This is a genomic window from Vibrio sp. 1CM2L (assembly GCF_023161695.1).
GTDB lineage: Bacteria > Pseudomonadota > Gammaproteobacteria > Enterobacterales > Vibrionaceae > Vibrio > Vibrio coralliirubri.
This window is the reverse complement of record NZ_JALNTT010000001.1, coordinates 81,983-98,202: the sequence shown is the minus strand read 5'-3', so window position 1 is coordinate 98,202 and position 16,220 is coordinate 81,983. Positions and strand designations below refer to the sequence as shown.

Genomic DNA, 16,220 nt, shown 5'->3' with positions numbered 1-16,220 from the left:
CACGTTTCTCCTAAAACAATTAAACTAACATGGCGCTACTTTAATCATTCTTCCAAATACGATTGTTAAATATAAATACGTATACCTATTTTATTAAAAGGATAATACCGATGAGTAGCGATATCATTAAAATTTCAAGAAACACTGAAAACGCACCAATTAATTCTGTATCTACACAAACGGTCGCTTTTTCTCATTATAATAACTTTTCTGCTCAACTTCCGATTGACCCTAAAACGGGTGAAATAGTCATCGGTGATATTAAAAATCAAGCCACACAATGTTTGAATAATATTAAAGCGATTGTTGAAAGCATCGACCATGTTATGGATGATGTCGTGAAGATTCATGTTTTCGTTAAGAATATTTCTGATATCGATGCTATTGATGAAGTTTACAAAAGCTTCTTCCACAACAGCCTGCCAACACGTACTGTCGTGGGTGTCGCTGCATTGCCAAACAGCGATGCGCTGGTTCAAATGGATGCTCTCATTTCTAACGGTGAAGGTACTAAACCACAAGCTCCTTGCGCTCTAATCAAGGTCTCAAGAAATACGGATAATGCACCTCAAAGTGCTGTGTCCACGCAGACTGCAGCCTTTTCTCACTACAACAATCTTTCAGCTCAGTTGCCTATAGATGTAGCCACAGGTGAGTTAGTTGATGGTGGTATCAAAGCGCAAACAGCGCAATGTCTATCAAACATTAAAGCTATTCTAGAAAGCATCGGTCATGTCATGAATGATGTGGTTAAAACGACTATCTACCTAAAAAATATCGCAGATGCGGAAGTGGTAAATGAAGTATGTGCTAAATTCTTCCCAAGCTACGTACCTGCTCGTACCGTTGTTAATGCCGCTGAATTACCAATGGGTGCTTTAATTCAAATTGATACATCCGTTTCACATGGCGACGGTACACCGCCGCAATTACCAGAAGACACTTGCTTACTGGTTATTGAAGCTAAGAATACCGATGCTGCGCCATTTATGCCTTATTCGCATACTGTGGCTTTCTCTCACTACAATCATATTTCAGGACAATTACCTTTAGACCCGAAAACAAATGAAATTGTTGCTGGTGGTGTAAAAGAACAAGCTGAACAATGTTTAAATAATATTAAGGCGATAATAGAAAGCGTTGACCATAGCATGGACGATACGGTGAAAATTAATATTCAACTTAAGGATATTTCAGATATTGATACGGTAAACGAAATCTACACCACATTCTTTAGCGCTGAGCTGCCTGCAAGAACGGTAGTAGGGGTTTCAGAAATCCCAATGAATGCTTTAGTACAAATTGATGCTGTCGTTTCTAACTGTGAAGGGACACCTCCACAAGACGTTGTTGCATAAATCAATTGAACCCTTCTCGATAATATCGATCAGATCTCGGTTTAGCTTCTAAATAGGGAGCAAACTCAACAGGCCGAGATCTGATCCGTTCACCTCATTACTCAAGTCCATCGAAGCTACACACCTAAGCTTATCCTGTAAACATGGTATTTATAAGGTTGAAGTGTTTTAATATGAAAAACAGACGCTTAACGTAATAAAGAAAACCAGTTTATGCAATTTCGAGCCATTTTACTGCTATGCCTTACCCTAATAGGGTGTTCGTCCAATCAAGAGTTGGTACCCGACCCAACAACCATCACGCTATTTTATGGTGATACATCCATCTCCGCGGGTGTTTTAGAAGATAAAACATTCAATTCAGTCCTTGCCGATAGGGTTGAAAGCGTTACGTTTTCGGGCTCAATATCAAAGCAAGACTCAGGCTATTTTGTCGATATGTTAGTGATTCGAGAAACAAAAGAGCCACGTTCAACACGACAGCTGAACACCTCGCTTCTAATGAAACCGGGAGAGTTAGTAGATGTTGGCGGCGTGAATAACGATGTGTTCAGGGTAATCCTTGAGTAACAAAAATAAAGTGTTCAATTAATCTGATTTTTTGCTTTACCTCAACCTAACTTCAAGTCTTAAGCTTCTCTTACTGATTAAGAAGGAGCTTATTATGCAAAATAATTACGTAAAAGAACTCGCCGTTAAAACTTACCAAGAAGACCTTCAGAAAGAGTACATTAAATCTCGGGCTCGGCCATTCCACGCCCCGAGTTTTATTAGCGGGGTGTTGTTGTCAGTTGTGCTGGTGGGACTGTTTTAATTTATGCAGAATCTTTGATCCATTACCAACTCTCCAACACATCTGTTTGATGCACTTTAATGCATACGGCACAATCGCTTAGGTTGAATTGTGACGCTAATGTCGAGAGGAAGTGAAGTATGGCAAGTCCAAGAGTATTAAAGTCACAGATTACTGATATTACGTGTGGCGAGAATGTGACTATCATCGAACCAAGCAACGTTTATGGCTGTGAGCTTAAAGATGATGTGTTCGTTGGCCCCTTTGTTGAGATTCAAAAGAACACTGTGATAGGCGCGAGAAGTAAGATTCAATCTCACACCTTTATCTGCGAGTATGTGACCATTGGAAGTGACTGCTTTGTTGGTCACGGAGTCATGTTTGCCAACGATTTATTCAAAGAGGGCAGGCCAGATCCTAACCCAGATAGTTGGGGACGTACCTTGATAGCTGACAACGTCACGATCGGTTCTAACGCTACGGTTCTGTCTGTGAGCATTTGTGAAGGTGCAGTAATCGGCGCGGGCAGTGTGGTAACGAAAGACATCACCGAAAAAGGTATCTACGCAGGTAACCCAGCCAAGAAATTAAGAGATTTACCGTAAGTCTGAATTAATAAGCCGTGGTTCATGAATCATAAGGTGCGGCTTTTTAGTGAAACATTAGAGTATTTGTTATGGATGTATTTTTACACTTACTTCAACCGCATGACGCGAATGCGCTCTTGGATTTTGAGGTCGAAAATAGAGAGTGGTTTGAGCAATTTGTTCCAGCGAGGGAAGGCCGTTTCTATTCCTATGAGGGTGTTGCCGAGCAAATTACGAGCTTTCTCACTGAATATAAGAACGGCGAGATGATCCCTATGTTGATCAAAGACGCCAATGGCATTGTCTGTGGAAGAATCAACATTCGCGATATCGACCAAAGCTCTGAAAGTGGAGAGCTAGGCTATCGAGTTGGTCATTCCTTTGCTTCAAAAGGCATTGCGTCTAACGCAGTAAAGCAGCTTCTAGACTATTTGACGCAGCAGACCAATCTTAAATATGTTGATGCCTATGCGTTAGTAGGTAATGTTGGCTCAAATAAAATCTTATCCAATACAGACTTTGAGTTAGTTGAGCGCGTTGAGAGTTACGCGGTGTTCAAAGGAGAACATAAAGATGCAAATTATTATCGTAAGGTTTTAGCTGACTAGGTGACTATCAGTGCCTTATACATTAGAAGCTGGCAGCGTCCTTCTAGCCAGCTTCGAGCCTTTTTATTTCAAGGTTTAAGGGTACTTCTAGGTTTTGGCCATTTCTAGATTTACAGTTACTTTTGAGGTTTGTTACGTTCGATTACGCTAATTGCGATCGCTAAAAACAGGATATCTTTCACTAGGAAGAAGTTAGTGACTAAGATGCCATCCGATACTTTCCAAGCGTTTGGCGTTGTAATCAGGAAGCTGAGTGTCACAACAAAGATAGCCGCTGCTGCAATGCCTGAATAGAAGGCTACTGTCGGCTTCTTAAATCCAACGATCAATCCAATCGCGACAATGATCTCCGCGCCACCCACCATGTTAGACACAGCTTGTACTGAAAACAGATTGTAAAGCCAGCTCATTGCAGGGTGGTTTGCGATTAAAGGCTCGATAAGCATCGCTTCGGTTGGCGTAAACTTATAAATACCAATCCAAGCGAGCACTAATGCTACTCCAACCACTCCAAGGTTATATCCCACATTACTCTGTTTTAAATCATAGGTTTGAACATGCATAAAAATACTCCATTTAATAAAATCCCTGAATATGACCGCAAGAGCTCAGATTAAATTTCGCGCCGTGAATAATACTTAATATATTTATCTAAAAACTTAATAGGTAACGACTTATTGTCTCGATAGGAACTTGAAGGCTGGTGATGTTGAGAACCAAAGCAATGGGTAGGCGATAGTGCTGTTCAAAAGGTAACGCGAGCTTTGCAATTTTTGTTTTCAATATTCACGATTTGGATTAGATTACGCTGATGTTCACCCTAATTATAAGAAGAGTATAACCAGTGAAAATTCATAGAATTAACCCGACCAAGCGTTGGTCTGATGTGACTGTTTTTAACGGTATTGCGAGCTTTGTTGAAGTACCAGAGACGGATACAACGGCAGGAATTAAGAGTCAGGTTCAGCAAATCTTCGAACAAGCTGAAGAAATGATGAGTTTGGTAGACAGTGATAAATCTCGCGTATTGTCAGTGACTATTTACCTAACGGATTTCGCTAACTTTGATGCACTGAATGAAGTGTGGGAAGCGTGGTTCCCTGAAGGTTGCGCCCCAAGCCGTGCATGCGTGAAAGCAGAACTTGCTAATCCTGAACTACTGGTTGAAATGTCATTCATGGTTGCTGCGGGTGGAAAGTTTCAATAAGCCGAACTATCGGTAGAACTAAGCTTCGTCGATACATGTAACGAACAGATAAAACAAAGCCACTCAGGTGAATCACTTGAGTGGCTTTTTAGTGTTCTAGGTTATCTGAAACTAAATCGGATTAGGTATTAAGCGAGACCTTGATCTCTTGCCATCTGCTTCGCGATCTTCGGAGCGTGCCATAGACACGGCAGTAAGATGAACGAAACAGGAACCGCAGTGATTACAATGAACGACTGTAGGGCAGAAATGCCGCCAGAGCCCATTGAGATAAGTGCAATTGCTACCGCACCCATGATGATACCCCAGAAGGTACGTACGGCTGCGTTCGGCTCTGTTGTTCCTGTCATTACCACACTGATTGTGTAAGTCATTGAGTCACCTGTTGTCACGATGAACGTGGTCGTCAGGATCAAGAACAAAATCGCAATCAAAGTAGGAAACGGCAGTTGTGCTGTAATTGCTAGAAGAACAGCTGGAAGGTTAAAGCCTTCGAACGCGTTAGAAATCACACCTGGGTTCTCTAATTCAAACGCTAGACCACTACCACCAACGATGCTGAACCAGAAACACGTTACAAGCGGTGCAACGATGCTGATAGAAACGATCATTTGGCGAATAGTACGGCCACGTGAGATGCGAGCAATGAAGATAGCCATCATTGGGCCATAACCTAAGAACCAACCCCAGAAGAATACCGTCCAGCCGCCTAGCCATGCTGTATCTTGGCGGTATAGCGCCATTGGGATGAAGTTATCAACCATTTCGCCCATACCTTGCAGGTAGCCATCAACGATGAAGCTCGTTGGGCCTACTAGCAGAATGTAGCCGATTAGGCACACTGATAAGATGATGTTGTAACGGCTTACCAGTTGGATACCTTTGTTCACGCCACTCAATGCAGACAGTGTGTACATTGCGATAGCAAAGATAATAACAACACTCTGAGTTGCAAAGCTGTCTGAAATGCCAAACAGTTCGCTTAGCGCGTAGCTGATTTGTAGGCCAAGGAAGCCGATAGGGCCGATAGTACCTGCGGCTACAGCCACGATGCTGCATGCGTCGACAACGTTACCAACCCAGCTGTTAATCGCTTTGTCGCCAAGTACTGGGTAAAGCAGAGTGCGAGGCTTAAGAGGAAGGCCTTTGTCGTAATGCAAGTGCATTAACACGATGGAAGACAAACCACCTAAGATTGCCCATGCAAGGAAACCCCAGTGCATGAAAGATTGTGATAGAGCATTGAACGCCATCGCTTGAGGATCTGCGTTGCCATACAGTGGCGGAGCTGAAACAAAGTGAGCGATAGGCTCTGCGGCTGCCCAGAACACACCACCGCCGGCTAGCAGCGTACATAGGACGATAGACATCCATTTAAAGGTGGTCATTTCAGGTAGGGCAAGCGTTCCTAAGCGAACGTGGCCGGTGCGACCTAGTGCAAGCACTAAACCGATAATGAAGTTGAGAAGTAGTAGGACTTGCCAGAAAGCACCGAACCACTTAGTTGAATAACTAAAGCCGATGTTTACAAGTTCGGACAACACGGAGGTGTTGGTGAAGGCTAGGATGACAAAGAGGGTTAAAAAACTGCCACTAAGCCAAAAGACTGGGTTTCCGAGTTCCAGTTTTTCACCCAAAGATTGAGCTTTATTGAAATCGATAGAAGTAGATTCTGCGTTGATGTTTTCGTTGGCGACTTGCGTCAAGTTGGACATTATTTCTTCGCTATATTTGGCTCTTTCAAGCCTATGTATTTCTCCCACACTTGCATAGAAATGTGAGGTTCGTCAAAAAAGCCGCCGATACTAACACATTTGTTATCAAAAAGTGGGCGAATTCCCAAAAGAATCCCAAATCGCCTTTAAATCACTACTTTTTGGCTAGTTTTGATACGAATTTTTTTCTCAAATCCAAATCCCACTTCTGATTTTTGAGACGTTATTTTTTAGCTTTCCGAAATAAATTAATATTAGTTGTTGGTGCAAAATAAGTGTCGACTCATTGCATGCTATAAACAAATTAATGCGAGTCATTTTATAAATACTGAATATTTTAGGTGTTAAATTGGCGCTGTTACCTACAGTTGTTTTGCGAAGAGATTTAAGTGGCGAGGAAAGTCCCATTTAAATTAAACATCTTGAAACAACAACTTAAGGGATAGCTAACATGCACCTAAATCAAGGAAGAGTGGCCAAGAAGGTTTTTACACTCAGTACGCTCACCGCGTCATGCTTAATGGCGTTCAACAGCTATGCGGCTGTGGATTGCTCAACATTAGAAACGTGGGACTCTGCCACTGTATACACAGGTGGTGATCAGGTTTCACATGACGGCAGTGCTTATACGGCAAATTACTGGAATCAAAATAACAACCCAAGCCAATTTGAAGGCGACTACGCACAATGGAAGAAAGTCGATGTATGTAGCGGCGACGGAGGTGGCGGTACGCCGAATGAAGTACCAACGGCTTCATTAACGGCACCCACTGCTTCTGACGTGATCACTGAAGGCGACAATGTTGTGTTGAGTGCAACAGCGCTAGATTCTGATGGCAGTGTGGCTTCGGTTGAGTTCTTTGTTGATGGCACATCAGTTGCGGTAGTCACAGCGGCACCTTTCGAAGCGACTTGGGCTGCAACGTCGGGTAATCATCAGGTTTCTGTTGTTGCAACGGATAATGAAGGCGCAGCAAGTGTTGCAAGTGCGGTTTCTGTCTCTGTTGATTCAGCACAACCAGGGAATGAAGCACCGACAGTTTCAGTTGCACTTTCAGTGACATCTGTTGATGTTGGTGGTGTAGTCACACTGACAGCAACGGCAGCAGATAGCGATGGCACGGTTGATAAGGTTGATTTCTACGTAGCGGGTGCTCTTGTGGGTACAGCAGCAACGAGCCCTTACACGTTAGATTACACAACGACTCAAGCGGGTTCTTTAGCGGTTTACGCGAAAGCAACAGACGACCAAGGTGCGACTGTAGATTCTGCGTTGGTATCGTTGACTGTGAACGGCGCTCCAACAGTGAGCACATGTCGCCCTGATGGCTTGTATCAAACTCAAGGTGTCGATGTTCCTTACTGTACGATTTACGATGATGAAGGCCGTGAGAAAATGGGCGCGGATCACCCACGTCGTGTCATTGGTTACTTCACAAGTTGGCGTGCAGGGGATGACCCACAAGCTGCTTACTTAGTAAATGACATCCCTTGGGAACAACTTACACACATTAACTACGCTTTTGTGAGCATCGGCTCAGATGGCAAAGTAAACGTCGGTGATGTGAATGATCCTGAAAACGCTGCGGTTGGCAAAGAGTGGCCGGGCGTGGAAGTTGACCCTGCATTGGGCTTTAAAGGTCACTTTGGTGCATTAGCGACAGCGAAGAAAAAACACGGCGTGAAAACGCTAATCTCAATCGGTGGTTGGGCAGAAACCGGTGGTCACTTTGCCACTGACGGCAGCCGAGTGGCTGATGGTGGTTTCTACACAATGACAACCAATGCCGACGGATCTATCAATCATCAAGGTATCGAAACATTCGCCACTTCCGCTGTTGAAATGCTTCGTAAATACCAGTTCGATGGTCTGGATATCGATTACGAATACCCAACCTCAATGGCGGGTGCCGGTAATCCTTACGACAAAGACTTCATGGAACCACGTCGTCAATACCTATGGGCTTCATATCAAGTGTTGATGAAAGTGCTACGTGAGAAGCTCGATGCTGCCTCTGCGCAAGATGGCAATCACTACATGTTAACGATCGCGGCGCCTTCTTCTGGTTACCTGTTACGCGGTATGGAAACATTCGATGTGACCAAGTATCTCGATTACGTGAACATCATGTCTTACGACCTTCACGGTGCGTGGAACGATCACGTTGGTCATAACGCAGCCTTGTTTGATACAGGTAAAGATTCAGAGCTAGCGCAGTGGAACGTATACGACACGGCGGCTTACGGTGGTATTGGTTATCTGAACACGGATTGGGCTTACCATTACTTCCGTGGTTCTATGCCAGCAGGCCGTATTAACATTGGTGTGCCTTACTACACTCGTGGTTGGCAAGGCGTAACGGGTGGTGAGAATGGTCTTTGGGGCCGAGCAGCACTGCCAAACCAATCTGAATGTTCAGCGGGCACTGGGGAAGGCGAGAAAAACAACTGTGGCCATGGCGCTATTGGTATCGATAACATGTGGCATGATACCGATCCAAAAGGTAACGAAATGGGCGCGGGTTCTAACCCAATGTGGCACGCGAAGAACCTAGAGAAAGGTATTTGGGGTTCTTATGCTGACGCTTACAAGCTTGATCCAGTGAATGATCCTTCAGATGTTCTAACGGGCACTTACACGAGAAACTATGACAGCGTGGCGGTTGCGCCTTGGTTGTGGAACGCAGAGAAGGGTGTATTCCTTTCGACGGAAGATAAACAGTCTATCGACGTGAAAGCGGACTACGTTATCGACAAAGAGATCGGCGGCATCATGTTCTGGGAACTAGCAGGGGATTACAACTGTTATGTACTCGATGCGAATGGCAATCGAACGTCTATCGATACAACTGAACAAGCGTGTAATAGCGGTAACGGTGAGTTCCACATGGGTAACACCATGACGAAAGCTATCTACGATAAGTTTAAGTCTGCGACTCCATATGGAAACAAGGTAGCGACGGGTGCTATTCCAACAGAAGCATTAGATATTTCGGTATCGGTTGGTGGCTTCAAAGTTGGTGACCAAAACTACCCAATTAACCCTAAGATCACGTTTACAAACAACACAGGGCAAGCACTTCCGGGCGGTACCGAGTTCCAATTCGATATTCCTGTGTCTGCGCCTGATAATGCAAAAGATCAATCGGGTGGTGGTTTGACGGTGATTGCTTCAGGTCATACTCGTGCGGATAACATCGGTGGATTAGATGGAACCATGCACCGAGTAGCGTTTACTTTGCCGACATGGGAAGAGCTTCCTGCTGGCGGTGTGTATGAGCTAGATATGGTGTATTACTTACCAATCTCAGGCCCTGCTAACTACGCGGTGAATGTCGGTGGCGTTGATTACGCGTTTAGCTTCGAGCAGCCAGATCTACCATTAGGTGATATCAGTTCAGGTGGCGGTAACCCTGGCGATGGCGGCACCAACCCTGGTACATGTGATACAGCTGGTTTAGCGGTTTACCCAGACTTACCTCAGAAAGATTGGGCGGGTAACCCAAGCCATGCAAACACAGGAGACCAAGTGGTTCACAACGGTAGTGTTTACCAAGCAAACTGGTGGACAAGTTCTGAGCCGGGTAGCGATGGTAGTTGGACTCAGGTTTGTTCCTAATTTAATGCTAAGCAATCTATTTATAGACAATAGAGCGTAGTAATAGGTAATAAATGCGAATGCTTTTAAGTCTATTTATCAGGGCTTTAGTATAAATAAAGTCATCAATTTAAACGTAAAATCAAAACGCCGAACTGAATCCAGTTCGGCGTTTTTGTTATAAATCACAGATTGCGTATAGAAACCCTTAAAAATATCGACACTCGTTCAGTAAAAAACAAAAACATGATATAAAACAGTCTGTATATAAGAGAAGTCACAGCGTTACCTGAAATTATAAATCTACGGGGTAATCTTGAAAGTCAGACGTAAATACATTCTTAATTTTTCAATTGCGCTCGCCGTCGTGTCGATGATTCTTTCTGCCTTTCAATTTAATCGAACTGAAAGGTCATTGTTGGAATCTAACCAACTGTTTTTTCGTACGATTGTGAACGCGAGTTACGATATTGTCGACACCACAGTTAATGAGGCGATAAAGACATATCTTAAAGGAATTACGGATACCGTTGCGTCTCATGTATGGCATACCACGCCAGAACAAGAAGTTGAACAGGTAAGCCAAATTGCCCGTGAATTGCACATTGGACAATCGGGTTATATCTATTTGATGTCACCACAAGGCGTCCACCTTTATCATCCATTCTTGCAAGGTAAGAAGCGCGGACATCTTACTCATATCCAAAAACAGCTCACTATTGACTCTGGCATGATCGAGTACTTTCACGCTAATCCTCATGAAATAAGCCGTAGAGCCAAAGTCGCCTATTCGATGAGGCTCCCGAGTGGCAACACTTTGGTTGCGACGACCTATAAAGAAGAACTGATGTATTTGGTCGATCTTGAAGGTTTAAAAGACAAACTTAGAAAGTACGCGTTTGGTGATAGCGGATATGTGTACATTGTCGATCTGCAAGGTAACTTAGTGCTTCATCCGGATTATGAGCATAAGTCATTGAAATCCTTAATAGGTTACTCGTCTGAACTGCTTATTGATCGAATCGCCACCAAACCAGAAGGTCACTTCATCTACTCGATTTCCAGTGATAGTGGCACGACCAACAAAAACATCTTCTACAAGTTTTACCCTTATCTTAATTGGGTCATTTCTGCAGGTATCTTAGAGCACGAGCTTAACCGAAATCATAGCCTGTTGTTTATTAGTTTGGTGGCTTTGGTTGTAAGTTTGCTGAGTATTATTGTCGTGTTGGTGCTTTATCTGCGGCATCGTCATCTTAAAATCTTGGATGTGGCAAGCCTCGATTACCTTACTGGGCTTCCTAGCCGAAGGAGTTTTATCGAGCGGCTAAAACTGAAAATTACTCAGAATTCACCTTATCCGATAACGAATATCGGCGTCATCTTGCTTGATATTGACCATTTCAAACGGGTCAACGATCAATACGGTCACGCTCAAGGCGATCAAGTTATCTGTGCGGTCGCAAAGTCACTTAAGAGATTTGTTAACCGTCGTCGTTTGATTGCACGCTATGGCGGCGAAGAGTTTATTTTGGTGACGTTTGATTGTGATGAACATGAGTTATTCGAATTATCAGAGGCGTTACGGCTATATGTTGAGCAACTTCAAGGCTTGGTGTCGCCAGTGACAATCAGCATTGGGTGTTGTCATACTCAGGCACTGACTGACATTGAAACCGCTATCGATAAAGCCGACAAAGCGCTTTATCAAGCAAAAGAGAGCGGGCGTAACAACACTCAAGCGTATCGAGAGAACGAATATCGCGTTGCTTACATGTGAGCGGTTGAAACCCTCGATGCGCGTAAACATTTGATGCACACAAATCGTGCTTTGAGACCGACAGAGACAAAAAAGCCCAAACAGATCACTCTATTTGGGCTTTTTCAGAATTATTTGAAAGGCTAATCGCTAATTTAAGCTTTCGCTGCTTTCATCGCTTCCGTTTTTTTTTCCTTTTGCATTTTTGCAAGGAAGTAGATGTTTACACAAGCGATAAAGCCGTTGGTGGCTGCAACTGGCCATGCGTCAATCATGATGCCGTATGCTGTGAAGAGTGCACAGCCAATAAAGTTAAGGACACGCAGACGAACGATATCTTTCATTGTTAATGAAATTGCGACCATAATAGACGCAGCGTAACCTAAAATTTCAACCATATTGAATTCCATTGTTTGACCCTCTTAAATTTGCCGATACTTTGTCGGTACCAATTCTTCTCTTCATGAGATGATTGAGGAAGCTCCGTGCCTCGAATGGTCTGGTTTTGTTTAACGGGATGAACTATACCAACTCTGTTTTTGTGATTAAACCCCCAAAACGGACAGAAGTGAAGGTTAGCGATTACGCAAACGTTTAATGACCTTTCTATTAACATAATTACTATTTATGTTGGAGGTTAAATTGATAGTTATTCTTATATAGGTAAGGAAGTCTCGAATGATAAAGCGATCCATTTGTGCAACAAAAAGCATAACAAAAGCAGCACTATTGGCTTTGATGGCTATTGGGCTGACCGCATGCACCACGCAAGAAATACCACCCTCGCACAATTATGGTGTGGTCACTAGCGGTGACTTTGATTTTATGAAACACGGCGTGATGACGTACTCTTGGTACCCTGAATCAGAAAAGGTTTACCTTTCTCAAAAATACGATGAAACCGTGGTGACCGATTTAGTGCGTGATTCGATTCAAGAACAGCTCTCAAGTAAAGGTTACCAGTTAAAACAGGATGGTGTCGGCGATGTTGTTGTAGGCTTTGGATTAGCGGAAGAATCGGAACTGAACGATGAATCAATCTTCGATGCGATTAAGCTATCTACTGGTGTGCCATTTTACGATGGTGAAGGTAAAGTTGCGGAGAAAGGATCGTTGTACATTGCGTTTTTCGTACCTAACTCTGAGGTCGTACAATGGCAAGCATTAGCACAGTCTGGCATCCAACCCGATTTAGAGCCAAGCGAGAGCAAACAGCGTATTACTGGCTTTGTTGAAATGTTATTTAGACGTATGCCTGAGCGATAGAATTAGGCGTTAGATGTATTTGTTGAGTCAATATTAGTTGTTGAAAATATGGTCAGATCGCAGATTATACTTTTTTATTTGTAACGAATGGTACAAATACGTAAAGCAACGTAAAGTTCGCGCTTCTTTTGCTAGCATTTGTCTATACTGCTCAAAACGTTAACTTAGGTTTGATTCAATGAAACTGTTTTCCAAATACTCTCTCCCTCTATTAAGTATATTCATTGTAAGTAACGCAGCGATGGTAAGTAATGCAGCTATCGCAGCACCTTCTATAGTACCGAGCCCACCTAGCCTAGGCGCAAAAGGGTATGTGTTAATTGATTTTAATTCTGGTGATGTGCTGGTAGAAAAAAACGCACACACTAAGTTAAACCCAGCGAGCTTGACCAAACTGATGACCAGCTATGTGGCAGGTCAAGAGATGAAGCGAGGCAACATTTCTGCTGATGATCAGGTACGAATCAGTGAAAATGCGTGGGCGAAGAACTTCCCAGACTCCTCAAAAATGTTCATCGAAGTAAACACTGATGTAGCAATGATGGACCTTTATCGTGGTTTGATTATTCAATCAGGTAACGATGCGAGTGTTGCGATTGCGGAACACGTTGCGGGCTCGCAAGATGCATTCGTCGACCTGATGAACTCTTGGGCGACCTCTCTGAAGCTAGAAAACACCCATTTTGCCAATGCACATGGTTTAGACGCTGACGATCTCTATTCGACTCCTTATGATATAGCGCTACTCGGTCGTGCCATTATTCGTGATTTACCGGATGTGTATGGCTTATACAGCGAGCGCTCTTTTAGTTATAACGGCATCACACAGCACAACCGTAATGGCTTGTTGCGTGATAGAAGCTTAACCGTTGATGGCATGAAAACGGGCTACACCTCTGGTGCTGGCTACAGTTTGGCAAGTTCAGCGACACAAGGTGAGATGAGACTTATCGCGGTTGTGATGGGCGCATCAAGCGTTAAGAGCCGTGAATCAGACAGCAAACAGCTGTTGAGCTATGGTTTCCGTTTCTTCGATACACTAAACCCGCACAAAGGCGGCGATCAAGTGGCTGAAGAGAAGGTATGGTTTGGTGAGCAAGACACATTGAAACTAGGTGTGGCAGAAGACACGTTCATTACGTTGCCTAAGTCGGACAGTAAAAAGCTGACTGCATCTATCGAGCTTAGCTCTGAGCTGAAAGCGCCAATTGCAGAAGGTCAAACTCTAGGTGTGGTTCATTACACCGTTGATGGCGAAGATGTTCAAACTCAGCCTTTGATCGCGCTTGAGGCGGTTGAACAGGGCGGGTTGTTCAAACGTTTAATGGACTACGTTAAGCTGTTCTTCGCGAGCCTATTCTAAATAGAGCTTGTGGCGATAAGCCGCGCTGAAAAGTCGAAATATTATGGGTGTTGTGAGTGAATCACAGCGCCCTTTGTTATTTCTACATCAATGAAAACGCCGCGCCGCACTATCTTTATTAGCCGTGGCGGGCGGTTTCGATTACTATACGCAAAATTTAGCAGTGTAGTCACTTATGACGATAGAGATAAAGAACGTAACCGAACCCGAAGTAACCTGTGCCAATTGTCAGGCATGCTGTTGTCGTTTAGAGGTTATGATCATCACAGATACGGGCGTACCTGAAGAGCACATCGCTTACGATGAATGGGGCGGAGAAACCATGAAGCGCTTAGATGACGGCTGGTGTTCTGCGGTAGATAGAGAAACACTGATGTGTACTATCTATGAAAACCGACCATGGATCTGTCGTGAGTTCGAAATGGGCTCTTATGAATGCGTTGATCAGCGCAAGGATGTAATGGGCTAGGACTTTATCTTAGCTATCGATCTCAGTTGAGCTCTAGCTGTTCTTAGAGCTTTAACTATTTCTTGAACTCAAATACTCCGCAAGAAAATCGATAAACACTCGGATTCTTTGGGGCAAATAGTCGCTCGCATGATACACCGCGTACATTGGTAACTGGTCATTACTCCAATCTGTCAACAACCGTATTAATTCCCCTTTCTCTACAAACTCTTTACCCATCCAATTCGGCAAAGCGACAATACCTAAACCTTGACGAGACATCTTAAGCAGCATTTCTGGGCTGTCTGAAGTGAATATTTGATTTACTTTAATACTGCTGGCTTTGTGGCTCTTGTCGGTAAAACGCCACTCATTCGCAGGCGTCATCAGTGAATAAGTTAAGCAGTGGTGTTTGATTAATTCTTGAGGCTGTTGCGGTGCTCCGTGTTTCTCTAGGTATTCGGGTGAGGCGAAGTAGTGAACTTTGTTATTAAACAGCAAGCGCGCTTTTAGCCCTGAGTCTTTCAGCTGTGATGCGCGGATGGCGACATCAATATTGTGTTCATTGAGATTAACGATACGGTCGTCAACACTGAGATTAATCCGTATACCCGGGTGCTGTTCAATGAATGCTTGAAGCGGTTCACTGAGTAACATGGTTGAAAAGGCACTTGGGGCGGATATTTTTAATTCACCTTCTACAGACTCGGTTTCTCGTTTGAGCTGACTTTCTATTGCGGACATTTCTTCTAGGAAGCGGACACAATAAGTGAGGTAGTCTTTGCCTGCATGGGTTAGGGATATTTTGCGACTGTTTCGTTGAAACAGCGTCATTCCTAAATCACTTTCTAACCACGCAATCTTTTTACTGACGGCACTTTGTGTCATGTCGAGTTTATTGGCAGTAGCAGTAAAACTATTTAGCTGCGCAGTTTCCACGAAGATACGAATACACTCAATTTTATCCATTCCACTTGCCTTATGTCTGCTATCTAAACTCAACCATTCCAAATTGGAATCTTAACTATCATAAAATTAGCATTTATCGCTCGATTTATGAATGGTTAAATAATCCCACTGACGTTAATAATTCTTAAGAAAGGTGGCAATATGATTTCATTGGTGAGTGTATTACTGGTGGTGTTCTTTTTATTGGTAAGCTCAATCAAGACATTTGCTTGGCAGCGTAAAGTGTTCGAAATCCAACTTGGTTTTTTTAAAAGCTATGGATTAAACCGAGTGGTCATGTTTCTAGTTGGCATGGTTGAGTTTACTGGAGCTGTATTGTTGCTCTGTGCTTTGGTTGGTTTAGCTCCTGAACATACGCAAATGATGGGAGGTTTGATATTAGCGAGTACTTCACTAGGGGCGATTTACTTTCACTTGAGATTCGATACGTGGAAGGATGGTATTCCCGCGATGGTGACTCTGTTGGGCTCTGGCTTCTTGGTCATTGCAGCGTACTAAGTTTATTCGTATGTAGCGATAGAGGTGAGAGGCAAAGAAAATAAGAGTAGG

The 16,220-nt window shown here is 43.6% G+C and carries 16 protein-coding genes; 12 read left to right on the top strand and 4 right to left on the bottom strand.

What is annotated here, in order from left to right:
* The first annotated feature begins 110 nt into the window (after nucleotides 1-110).
* From MSG34_RS00445 to MSG34_RS00425, 5 genes are all read left to right on the top strand, one after another.
* Nucleotides 111-1,358, top strand: a complete 1,248-nt coding sequence (locus MSG34_RS00445; protein ID WP_248335958.1) for a RidA family protein — start codon at nucleotides 111-113, stop codon at nucleotides 1,356-1,358.
* Nucleotides 1,359-1,571: 213 nt separating this feature from the next.
* Nucleotides 1,572-1,928 (top strand): hypothetical protein, encoded by a 357-nt coding sequence (locus MSG34_RS00440; RefSeq protein ID WP_048615368.1) that lies wholly within the window; start codon nucleotides 1,572-1,574, stop codon nucleotides 1,926-1,928.
* Nucleotides 1,929-2,022: 94 nt separating this feature from the next.
* Nucleotides 2,023-2,172 (top strand): hypothetical protein, encoded by a 150-nt coding sequence (locus MSG34_RS00435; protein WP_248335957.1) that lies wholly within the window; start codon nucleotides 2,023-2,025, stop codon nucleotides 2,170-2,172.
* A 119-nt stretch (nucleotides 2,173-2,291) separates the two neighbouring features.
* A complete protein-coding gene (locus MSG34_RS00430; protein ID WP_248335956.1) occupies nucleotides 2,292-2,756 on the top strand; it encodes an acyltransferase in 465 nt (154 codons plus the stop codon).
* Nucleotides 2,757-2,827: 71 nt separating this feature from the next.
* Nucleotides 2,828-3,346 (top strand): GNAT family N-acetyltransferase, encoded by a 519-nt coding sequence (locus MSG34_RS00425; protein ID WP_248335955.1) that lies wholly within the window; start codon nucleotides 2,828-2,830, stop codon nucleotides 3,344-3,346.
* Between the two features lie 116 nt (nucleotides 3,347-3,462).
* Here the strand turns inward: MSG34_RS00425 and MSG34_RS00420 are convergent, their stop codons facing one another.
* Nucleotides 3,463-3,909, bottom strand: a complete 447-nt coding sequence (locus MSG34_RS00420; RefSeq protein WP_248335954.1) for a DUF417 family protein — start codon at nucleotides 3,907-3,909, stop codon at nucleotides 3,463-3,465.
* Nucleotides 3,910-4,190: 281 nt separating this feature from the next.
* Here MSG34_RS00420 and MSG34_RS00415 point away from each other — a divergent pair, with 281 nt between their 5' ends.
* Complete coding sequence (locus MSG34_RS00415) at nucleotides 4,191-4,553, top strand: RidA family protein (RefSeq protein WP_248335953.1); 363 nt, start codon at nucleotides 4,191-4,193, stop codon at nucleotides 4,551-4,553.
* A gap of 128 nt (nucleotides 4,554-4,681) precedes the next feature.
* Here the strand turns inward: MSG34_RS00415 and MSG34_RS00410 are convergent, their stop codons facing one another.
* The gene (locus MSG34_RS00410) at nucleotides 4,682-6,268 is read right to left on the bottom strand and encodes a BCCT family transporter (RefSeq protein WP_248335952.1); all 1,587 of its coding nucleotides are present in this window, start codon (nucleotides 6,266-6,268) and stop codon (nucleotides 4,682-4,684) included.
* A gap of 451 nt (nucleotides 6,269-6,719) precedes the next feature.
* Between MSG34_RS00410 and MSG34_RS00405 the strand changes: the two genes are divergently transcribed.
* Nucleotides 6,720-9,887, top strand: a complete 3,168-nt coding sequence (locus MSG34_RS00405) for a glycosyl hydrolase family 18 protein (RefSeq protein WP_248335951.1) — start codon at nucleotides 6,720-6,722, stop codon at nucleotides 9,885-9,887.
* Nucleotides 9,888-10,182: 295 nt separating this feature from the next.
* Entirely contained in the window at nucleotides 10,183-11,646 is a 1,464-nt protein-coding gene (locus tag MSG34_RS00400) for a sensor domain-containing diguanylate cyclase (RefSeq protein ID WP_248335950.1), read from the top strand.
* A gap of 134 nt (nucleotides 11,647-11,780) precedes the next feature.
* On the opposite strand, the gene MSG34_RS00395 is transcribed toward MSG34_RS00400, so the two are convergent.
* Nucleotides 11,781-12,035: a YgjV family protein gene (locus MSG34_RS00395; protein ID WP_017068159.1), complete on the bottom strand. Its 255-nt coding sequence runs from the start codon at nucleotides 12,033-12,035 to the stop codon at nucleotides 11,781-11,783.
* 268 nt (nucleotides 12,036-12,303) lie between these two features.
* Here MSG34_RS00395 and MSG34_RS00390 point away from each other — a divergent pair, with 268 nt between their 5' ends.
* The 3 genes from MSG34_RS00390 (at nucleotide 12,304) to MSG34_RS00380 (ending at nucleotide 14,723) form a co-directional block, all read left to right on the top strand.
* On the top strand, nucleotides 12,304-12,891 hold the full coding sequence (locus MSG34_RS00390) for a DUF4136 domain-containing protein (protein ID WP_248335949.1): 588 nt from the start codon (nucleotides 12,304-12,306) through the stop codon (nucleotides 12,889-12,891).
* Nucleotides 12,892-13,069: 178 nt separating this feature from the next.
* Complete coding sequence (locus tag MSG34_RS00385) at nucleotides 13,070-14,254, top strand: D-alanyl-D-alanine carboxypeptidase family protein (RefSeq protein ID WP_248335948.1); 1,185 nt, start codon at nucleotides 13,070-13,072, stop codon at nucleotides 14,252-14,254.
* Between the two features lie 175 nt (nucleotides 14,255-14,429).
* On the top strand, nucleotides 14,430-14,723 hold the full coding sequence (locus MSG34_RS00380; protein ID WP_081090056.1) for a YkgJ family cysteine cluster protein: 294 nt from the start codon (nucleotides 14,430-14,432) through the stop codon (nucleotides 14,721-14,723).
* Nucleotides 14,724-14,774: 51 nt separating this feature from the next.
* On the opposite strand, the gene MSG34_RS00375 is transcribed toward MSG34_RS00380, so the two are convergent.
* Nucleotides 14,775-15,671: a LysR family transcriptional regulator gene (locus tag MSG34_RS00375; RefSeq protein ID WP_050634260.1), complete on the bottom strand. Its 897-nt coding sequence runs from the start codon at nucleotides 15,669-15,671 to the stop codon at nucleotides 14,775-14,777.
* A 117-nt stretch (nucleotides 15,672-15,788) separates the two neighbouring features.
* On the opposite strand from MSG34_RS00375, the gene MSG34_RS00370 reads away from it, so the two are divergent.
* Nucleotides 15,789-16,169, top strand: coding sequence for a DoxX family protein (locus tag MSG34_RS00370; RefSeq protein WP_248336495.1), 381 nt, complete (start codon nucleotides 15,789-15,791; stop codon nucleotides 16,167-16,169).
* The last annotated feature ends 51 nt before the right edge of the window (nucleotides 16,170-16,220 follow it).

Excerpts from the sequence above, each read along its gene's own strand:
- MSG34_RS00445 (WP_248335958.1), top strand. The coding sequence starts at position 111 with ATGAGTAGCGATATCATTAAAATTTCAAGAAACACTGAAAACGCACCA.
- MSG34_RS00440 (WP_048615368.1), top strand. The coding sequence starts at position 1,572 with ATGCAATTTCGAGCCATTTTACTGCTATGCCTTACCCTAATAGGGTGT.
- MSG34_RS00435 (WP_248335957.1), top strand. The coding sequence starts at position 2,023 with ATGCAAAATAATTACGTAAAAGAACTCGCCGTTAAAACTTACCAAGAA.
- MSG34_RS00430 (WP_248335956.1), top strand. The coding sequence starts at position 2,292 with ATGGCAAGTCCAAGAGTATTAAAGTCACAGATTACTGATATTACGTGT.
- MSG34_RS00425 (WP_248335955.1), top strand. The coding sequence starts at position 2,828 with ATGGATGTATTTTTACACTTACTTCAACCGCATGACGCGAATGCGCTC.
- MSG34_RS00420 (WP_248335954.1), bottom strand. The coding sequence starts at position 3,909 with ATGCATGTTCAAACCTATGATTTAAAACAGAGTAATGTGGGATATAAC.
- MSG34_RS00410 (WP_248335952.1), bottom strand. The coding sequence starts at position 6,268 with ATGTCCAACTTGACGCAAGTCGCCAACGAAAACATCAACGCAGAATCT.
- MSG34_RS00405 (WP_248335951.1), top strand. The coding sequence starts at position 6,720 with ATGCACCTAAATCAAGGAAGAGTGGCCAAGAAGGTTTTTACACTCAGT.
- MSG34_RS00395 (WP_017068159.1), bottom strand. The coding sequence starts at position 12,035 with ATGGAATTCAATATGGTTGAAATTTTAGGTTACGCTGCGTCTATTATG.
- MSG34_RS00390 (WP_248335949.1), top strand. The coding sequence starts at position 12,304 with ATGATAAAGCGATCCATTTGTGCAACAAAAAGCATAACAAAAGCAGCA.
- MSG34_RS00385 (WP_248335948.1), top strand. The coding sequence starts at position 13,070 with ATGAAACTGTTTTCCAAATACTCTCTCCCTCTATTAAGTATATTCATT.
- MSG34_RS00380 (WP_081090056.1), top strand. The coding sequence starts at position 14,430 with ATGACGATAGAGATAAAGAACGTAACCGAACCCGAAGTAACCTGTGCC.
- MSG34_RS00375 (WP_050634260.1), bottom strand. The coding sequence starts at position 15,671 with ATGGATAAAATTGAGTGTATTCGTATCTTCGTGGAAACTGCGCAGCTA.